Consider the following 7,894-nt stretch of genomic DNA (forward strand, 5'->3'; position numbering starts at 1 on the left):
GTTTAATATAAGCCTCTGTAAAATTGGAATCTAATGCGATGGCCTTTTCGTATAAAGGGATTGCATTCTTATACGAATCTTTGGTAGTCCTATCTCTTTGAAACGTAGCCTGAAGAAATAGAGCATAAGCCTCTTTATTTTGAGTCGGGATTTTCTTTAGGGCTTCGAATTCTTCGTCTTTGATTTCAACATTCATATTCTTTGCTACATTTTCGGCTACTTCCGCCTGTATCTTAAAGATCTCATCACTTTTCCATTCTCCTGTATATTCATCCGACCAGGAATGTTTATTCGAGGGTCCATCGATCAATTGCAACGTTATTTTCATTTGATCACCTGATAGTTGAAAATTCCCTTGCAGGATATTCCGTACACCCAATTCCTCAGCAATATCCGGAACACTTTTATCTGAAGTTTTATACTTTAATACGGATGTAAATGGAATTACATTTGTCATTGATTTTATCATCGTAAGCCTGGCAATAACAGCGTCTGTCATACCATCACTTATGTATTCGAGTTCCGGATCGCCGCTCCAGTTTTTAAAAGGTATTACCGCAATAGAATTATCCAATATTAATTCATTATTGGCAATGGTCTTAAAGGATGTGTCGGCTATGGGTTTATTTAAAAAGGATACCGCAATAGCAATAATTAGGGTAATTATGATTATAATGTTCAAGCGTTTATTGGTAGCTTCGGTAATAGATTGTTCTTTTGAAACTTGTAGGGTCTTTTTTAAACCTTCGGGGGTCATTTCATAGACCCATGAAAAAATGATCCAAATAGGCAGGCCAATGACTATTAAGAACATCAAGGTTTTTAAAACCCAGAGAGGTGACCCCAAATTTGGCAGGACACTTGTAAGAACTTGCAACAGAACCCAGGCGACAACTATATAGGCTATTGTTGCCTTGATAACATTTCTACGCTTGAGTTCATCGAAAAAATTCATAACCTTTTAACTGAATAACCAATAAAGTAACAATCAATACCCCAAAATGGCAATGATAAGGATCAGTTTAGGTAGGATAATATGTACTCAAAGATGAATTAGATAAGTACCCGTTTCTGATAATCAAAAAGACAAAAAATATCTCAATTGCCTTCTTTAATTTGATACTTTATGGAATATCAGATAAATTAATGTAATTCAAAAAAGACAGGCACCGTTTTGGGTTTTAAGGAGATCATTGGGTTTACCTCTACGGTTTTAAGATTAGAGCTAATTCGATATTTATTAATGATTTGAGCTATAGCGATGATCATTTCGTACATAGCAAAGTTGTTCCCCACGCACATTCTGGGACCAGCACCAAAAGGATAATAATAATTAGAATAGTCCCTTTTTAATGCGGTATCAAAACGGTCCGGATTAAATTTCTCAGGGGCTTCCCAAAAAGCAGATGACCTGTGCAATTCGTAAATAGACATTAAAACCAAGGTGTCTTTGGGAAAGCTTTGCCCCTGAACCACATCATCCGCTATAGCAGTCCTATCAATGACATATGCCGGTGGATATAGTCTTAAGGCCTCCTCTATACACTGTTTCGTATAGGTTAATTGAGACAGACACTGCATCAGGTCATCAGCTTCCAGATCTATATTTTCAACTTCCTTTAAAACTTTATTCTGAATGGTCGGGTGTTTAGCCAACAGAAATAGTGTAAAACTAAGTGCATTCGCCGTGGTCTCATGGCCCGCGGTAAAAAGAATTAGAACTTCATCTATTAACTGCCGCCTGGGCATGTGTGTGCCGTCTTCATAGGTTGCATTTAACAGCATATCCAGCAAATCATCCTTATCTTCCCCGGAATCCAGTCTTTCTTCGATAATATTATTTAAAATATTCCTTCCCTGTTCGGCGAGGTTCAGATGCTTTTTTATTTCACCACTTATACTAAACCACCACTTAAGGTAAGGTTGCCTCATTTCTTTAATTAACATCTTCTGATTGCGCTCGGTAAAATCCTGTAGTCGTTGCATGTCTTTTTGAATGTCTGACCGACTAAATAGGGCTTGTGCTACCACCTGGAATGCCAAATCGCCCATTAACGGAAAAACATCCTGAGAAGTGCCGGGTTCAATTCTTTTTAATTCAGCATCAATAGCCTGTTTCATGATGCCCAATAAACCCTGAAGCTTCTTTTTGTGAAATGCAGGTTGTACCATACGGCGGTGCACACGCCAATGTTCTCCATTGGAAGTCAGGATTCCATGCCCGATATATTTTGCGAGATCTACCGTTTGGAGTTCTGATTTCTGATATTTCCTGTGCTGCTTTTGAAGTATATGTTTAATTATAGTAGCATCCCGAGTGAAAATTACAGCTTTCCTAAACCCAATTTTGACCCTGAAAATATCACCATATTTTTCAAAATTCGCCCTGTGAAAAGGCAATGGGTTTTTAAGAATTGTCTTTCTGTTTTTAAAAACCTGGAATTGCGAAATGGTGTGGAGTTCTTTCATTGATAAACTATCTGTCAGGCTGAGCGCAGTCGAAGCCCTTATTTGTAACGGTCGTGGTATTTATAATGTGTTGCATTCCTACATTCGGACAGAATTTGAAGCAATTGATCATCACCACGAATCAAAGCTTCTTTTTTTCTTCTAGTCCAGCCCTTTATTTTTTTTTCAAAGTAAATAGCTTGCAATACATCACTAAATTCCTGATAAAATTCAAGTTTAAGAGGTCTTCTATTGTAAGTATAGCTATCTTTTTTACATCCCGATTGATGTTGTTCAATTCTTTTATCAAGGTCATTGGTAATTCCTGTATAATAGGATTGATCTGAACATTTTAATATGTAAACGTAATAACTATTCATTTTCTATTTTGGTTGGCTTCGACTGCGCTCAGCCTGACATATTGGAATCCTTTTTTATTCAAGGCTTCGACTGCGCTCAGCCTGATATACAATAATAAAACTAAAACAAGCCCGGTTGTGAACCTCCTTTTATTCTGCCCAGATGGGTATAAGCCAATTCTGTTACTTCTCTACCTCTTGGTGTGCGCATAATAAATCCCTGCTGGATTAAAAAAGGTTCGTAGACCTCTTCAATTGTTTCTGCACTTTCTGATACTGCTGTAGCCAGTGTAGTAATGCCTACAGGGCCTCCCTTAAATTTGTCGATAATGGTAGTCAAAATTTTATTATCCATTTCATCCAATCCATGAGTATCTACATTGAGGGCTTTTAATCCATATCTGGATATGTTCATATCAATATTACCATCACCTTTTATCTGAGCAAAATCCCTTACCCTTCTAAGCAGGGCATTGCTTATTCTTGGTGTTCCCCTGCTTCTTCCTGCAATTTCGATGGCTGCATCATCTGTAATAGGAACTTTTAGAATTTCTGCACTCCTCAAAACTATAGTCGATAATAATTCAGTTCTGTAATACTCAAGTCTGCTTGTTATTCCAAATCTTGCCCGCATAGGAGCTGTTAGCAATCCCGAGCGCGTGGTGGCGCCAATTAGGGTAAAGGGGTTCAAATTTATCTGCACCGACCTGGCGTTTGGGCCGGTCTCAATCATGATATCAATTTTGTAATCCTCCATAGCTGAGTACAAATACTCTTCAACTACAGGACTTAGTCTGTGAATTTCATCAATGAACAATACGTCTCGTTCATCCAGATTGGTTAGTAATCCTGCAAGATCTCCGGGTTTGTCTAATACTGGTCCTGAAGTAATTTTTATTCCAACCCCCAATTCATTGGCCAGTATATGCGCCAGTGTAGTTTTTCCTAAACCAGGTGGACCATGAAATAAGGTATGATCCAAGGCTTCATTGCGCTGGTTGGCGGCCTGCACAAATATCTTAAGATTTTCTAATACCTGCTCCTGACCCGTAAAATCATCAAAAGTTATGGGTCTTAGTACACGTTCAATATCCAATTCCTCTTGTGAAAATGCAGAGCCTGTTGGATCAAGATTATCGTTCATATTTTCAAAGATACTAAAAAACAAAAGGGGTAAATATCACAAAATGTTCTTACTTTTTTATAATGTCACAATTCCCTGCAACTATATGATATTCGTCATCTTTTTTGCAAAAATTTATTGTATTCTTTGCATAGAATTTATGAATTATCACTAAATTATCGAGAGTTAGGAAAGTACAATCTTCAAAAACAAAACATTAATGAAAACATCATTTAATCTTCAAAAATACGGGATAGAAACGGAGCAGGTATATAGGAATAGTAGTGTTCCTGTGCTTTATGAATTAGGATTGCGATTAGAAAAGGGAACGGCTATTTCCAGTGTAGGTGCACTGATGACCTACTCTGGTGAAAAAACAGGTCGTAGCCCAAAGGATAAAAGAATCGTTAGACACCCCGATTCTGAAAATAATATTGACTGGGGACCTATCAATATTGGTTTAGATGAACATACCTTTATGGTAAATCATGAACGCGCATTAGATTTCTTAAATATTTGTGATCACCTATTCGTAGTTGATGCTTATGCCGGTTGGGATCCAAAATACAGAATTAAAGTCAGGATTATCTGCACAAGAGCCTACCATGCTCTATTTATGCAGAATATGTTAATCATGCCAACAGCAGAAGAACTTGAAAATTTTGGAGAACCGGATTATGTTGTCCTTAATGCAGGTGGATTCCCCGCTAACAGGTATACTTCAGAGATGACTTCTAAAACCAGTGTAGATCTTAATTTAGAACGCAAAGAGATTGTGATTCTGGGAACGCAGTATGCCGGTGAAATGAAGAAAGGTATTTTCTCTGTTATGAATTATTTAATGCCTTTGGAAAATGTATTACCCATGCACTGTTCTGCAAATGTGGGCGAGAAGGATGACGTAACCATATTATTTGGTTTATCTGGAACAGGAAAGACCACTTTAAGTGCTGATCCAAAACGTAAATTAATTGGAGACGACGAGCACTGCTGGACAGACCAGGGCACATTTAATATTGAAGGAGGATGTTATGCAAAAGCTATAAATCTTTCCGCTGAAAAAGAACCGGATATTTATAACGCCATTAAATTTGGTACGGTTCTGGAAAATGTAGTATACGATAAGTTTAGCAGGGAAGTGGATTATGCAGATACCACTATAACACAAAATACCAGAGCCTCCTATCCAATTCACTATATAGATAATGTACAAATACCTTGTGTTGCGGGGCATCCAGAAAATATTATCTTCCTTACCTGTGATGCTTTCGGTGTCTTGCCTCCAGTGAGCAAACTAACTCCTGAACAGGCCAGTTACCACTTTATTTCAGGATATACCGCTAAGGTAGCCGGTACGGAAATGGGTGTAACAGAACCACAGGCAACATTCAGTGCTTGTTTTGGAGCAGCATTTATGATGTGGCACCCAAATAAATATGCTGAATTACTGGCAGAAAAAATAAAAGAACATAAAGCTACCGCCTGGTTGGTTAATACCGGATGGACTGGTGGAGCACATGGTGTAGGTTCAAGAATGAGCCTGAAGTATACCCGTGCAATGATTGATGCAATACACCATCATGATTTTGACAATGTTGAATTTACAACAGATGAGGAGTTTGGTTTTCAAATTCCACTTAGTTGTCCGAATGTACCTTCTGAAATTCTTATACCAAAGAATACCTGGGAAGATAAGGGGCAATATCAGGAAGTTAAGAAGAAACTTGTAGGGCTTTTTAATGAAAATTTTAAAAAGTTTGCAGCTAACGTGAACGCCAAGATTGTGGAGGCAGGGCCAAGCGCAGACCATGCCTTACAGTCCTGACAAGTTTGAGTTTAGTTAAAAACCCCGTCGCCTAGGGCGATGGGGGTTTTTTTAAAAGTTTACTCTAAATTTTATTCTTCCCTTTTATATAACTCCGAAGTATTCAGAAATTCATTCAAAATTATCTTGGGGTTACCCCACAAATAAGTCTTGGCCGAACCGGCTGATGAGAGCTCAATACTTTTATAGGCGTATAACCTTGCTTTGGTTGTTTCTTCTAGACGCGCGCTAATGACTCCACTTTCCATTTTTTCTGCCTTGAGGTCGCTGCTTCCAGATAGTTTTATATTCAAGGTATCTGCAGTTCCTTCAACTACTGCCGAGGCATTATTATGCATTTCGATACTGCTTTTACCTGTTATAGAATAAATATTGAGATTTATTTTATCTTTTAATATAAGATTTAAAGAATCTGACTGCAGGTTAAGATCTCCGGTACTGCTTCCTTCCATCTCTATCTGAACAATTGAAGCCTTGCCATTTAATTCAAGTTTGGAAGAACCAAATATGCTGATATTAAGTTTATCGGCATTAATCATATCTTTTGTAACAACCTTCCCTTGATGTAAAACTATACGCTCCAACTCATTGTAGTTAACCGTTATATCAAGTTGTTTTTTGGCTGTAATCTTGTAAAACGATCTTATAATAAGGGTACTGTCTACTACATCAAATCTTAAAATATCTATCAAATTATCATCTGCAGAAATAGAATATCCGGGAATAGTGGCCTCTTTTAAAAAGATTTCAAGATCATCCTTAACTTCAATGGCATTAAAGAATGGCAGATCTTCGTTAACGTCCACGATGGATTTATTGCCTTTAATTTTAGGTTTTCGCTGGGCACTAACCGCTAAAGTGGTGAATGCTAAAAAAAATAGAATAAAGTTCTTCACGATAACGAATTTAATAATTATTCCCGCTAAAAATAAGTCAAGCTAATTATTTTATAAAAGGCTTATACATAATCCTCCATCACTAATATAAAAAAGCCCATCAAAAGATGGGCTATATAATATGAACTAACAATTATCTCTTTAATGATTCAATTCCTCTTCATCCTGTTGAAGTGGTATGTTTTGAGGAACAAAATCCTGACCCGGGATTACATATTCCCCATTATCCTGAGTTTTGCTATAATCATAAGCCCATCTATGTACTTCTGGAATCTTACCTTCCCAGTTTCCGTGTAAGTGCTCAATTGGTGCAGTCCATTCCAGTGTATTAGATTTCCATGGATTCTGTTCAGTAGGTTTCCCATAAAAAATACTACTGATAAAATTATATAAGAAAACTAATTGAGCCAGACCGGCTATCAGTGCAAAAACAGTAATAAGAACATTTACATCCGTTAATTCATCGAACATAGGGAATGCGGTGTTTTCATAATAACGCCTTGGTACCCCTGCCATTCCAACAAAGTGCATGGGAAAGAACACGCCATAGGCACAGATCGCCGTAATCCAAAAGTGTACATAGCCCAAGTTCTTATTCATCATTCTTTTGAACATTTTGGGGAACCAGTGATAGACTCCGGCAAATAATCCATACAAGGCCGATATACCCATTACCAGATGAAAGTGAGCAACTACAAAATACGTGTCGTGAACATTGATATCCAATGTACTATCGCCAAGAATAATCCCTGTCAAACCTCCGGTAATAAATGTTGACACTAATCCTATTGAGAATAGCATTGCAGGATTAAGTTGCAAATTACCTTTCCACAATGTGGTTATATAGTTAAATGCTTTAACGGCAGATGGGATTGCTATCAAGAGGGTAGTAAACGTAAATACGGATCCAAGGAATGGATTCATTCCCGAAATAAACATATGATGTCCCCATACAATTGTAGATAAAAATGCAATTGCTAAAATTGATGCCACCATAGCTCTATAACCAAATATTGGTTTACGGGCATTCGTGGACATAACTTCAGAAGTAATTCCAAGAGCCGGTAAGAGCACTATGTATACTTCAGGGTGCCCTAAAAACCAAAACAAGTGCTCAAATAATACAGGAGATCCTCCCTGATAATGTAAGACTTCACCCTGAATAAAAATATCCGATAAAAAGAAAGATGTTCCAAAACTTCTGTCCATTATCAAAAGTAAGGCTGCGGATAGTAATACAGGG

Annotated in this window: 6 protein-coding genes and 1 pseudogene; 1 reads left to right on the plus strand and 6 read right to left on the minus strand. The window is 37.5% G+C overall.

Annotated elements, in window-relative coordinates:
- From WBM60_RS01080 to ruvB, 4 genes and pseudogenes are all read right to left on the minus strand, one after another.
- A pseudogene (locus tag WBM60_RS01080) lies at positions 1–955 on the minus strand (hypothetical protein); the annotation flags it as partial.
- A 188-nt stretch (positions 956–1,143) separates the two neighbouring features.
- Positions 1,144–2,469, minus strand: coding sequence for a cytochrome P450 (locus WBM60_RS01085; protein ID WP_424282652.1), 1,326 nt, complete (start codon positions 2,467–2,469; stop codon positions 1,144–1,146).
- A gap of 38 nt (positions 2,470–2,507) precedes the next feature.
- Positions 2,508–2,828 carry a GIY-YIG nuclease family protein gene (locus WBM60_RS01090; protein ID WP_424276607.1) on the minus strand — a complete coding sequence of 107 codons (321 nt, stop codon included), beginning with the start codon at positions 2,826–2,828 and terminating at the stop codon, positions 2,508–2,510.
- Positions 2,829–2,928: 100 nt separating this feature from the next.
- A complete protein-coding gene (ruvB, locus tag WBM60_RS01095) occupies positions 2,929–3,951 on the minus strand; it encodes a Holliday junction branch migration DNA helicase RuvB (protein WP_424259323.1) in 1,023 nt (340 codons plus the stop codon).
- A 199-nt stretch (positions 3,952–4,150) separates the two neighbouring features.
- Here ruvB and pckA point away from each other — a divergent pair, with 199 nt between their 5' ends.
- Entirely contained in the window at positions 4,151–5,755 is a 1,605-nt protein-coding gene (gene pckA / locus WBM60_RS01100) for a phosphoenolpyruvate carboxykinase (ATP) (RefSeq protein ID WP_424259324.1), read from the plus strand.
- A 71-nt stretch (positions 5,756–5,826) separates the two neighbouring features.
- Here pckA and WBM60_RS01105 read toward each other — a convergent pair whose 3' ends face one another.
- Both WBM60_RS01105 and WBM60_RS01110 read right to left on the minus strand, forming a co-directional pair.
- Positions 5,827–6,651 carry a GIN domain-containing protein gene (locus tag WBM60_RS01105; protein WP_424259325.1) on the minus strand — a complete coding sequence of 275 codons (825 nt, stop codon included), beginning with the start codon at positions 6,649–6,651 and terminating at the stop codon, positions 5,827–5,829.
- Between the two features lie 141 nt (positions 6,652–6,792).
- Positions 6,793–7,894 (minus strand): cytochrome c oxidase subunit I (locus WBM60_RS01110; protein ID WP_424282653.1); only part of this gene is annotated, 1,102 nt, incomplete at its 5' end.

It is taken from the genome of Eudoraea sp., from assembly GCF_049669105.1.
Lineage (GTDB): Bacteria > Bacteroidota > Bacteroidia > Flavobacteriales > Flavobacteriaceae > Eudoraea.

Coding starts and splice junctions, on each gene's coding strand:
- WBM60_RS01085 (WP_424282652.1), bottom strand. CDS start 2,469: ATGAAAGAACTCCACACCATTTCGCAATTCCAGGTTTTTAAAAACAGA.
- WBM60_RS01090 (WP_424276607.1), bottom strand. CDS start 2,828: ATGAATAGTTATTACGTTTACATATTAAAATGTTCAGATCAATCCTAT.
- ruvB (WP_424259323.1), bottom strand. CDS start 3,951: ATGAACGATAATCTTGATCCAACAGGCTCTGCATTTTCACAAGAGGAA.
- pckA (WP_424259324.1), top strand. CDS start 4,151: ATGAAAACATCATTTAATCTTCAAAAATACGGGATAGAAACGGAGCAG.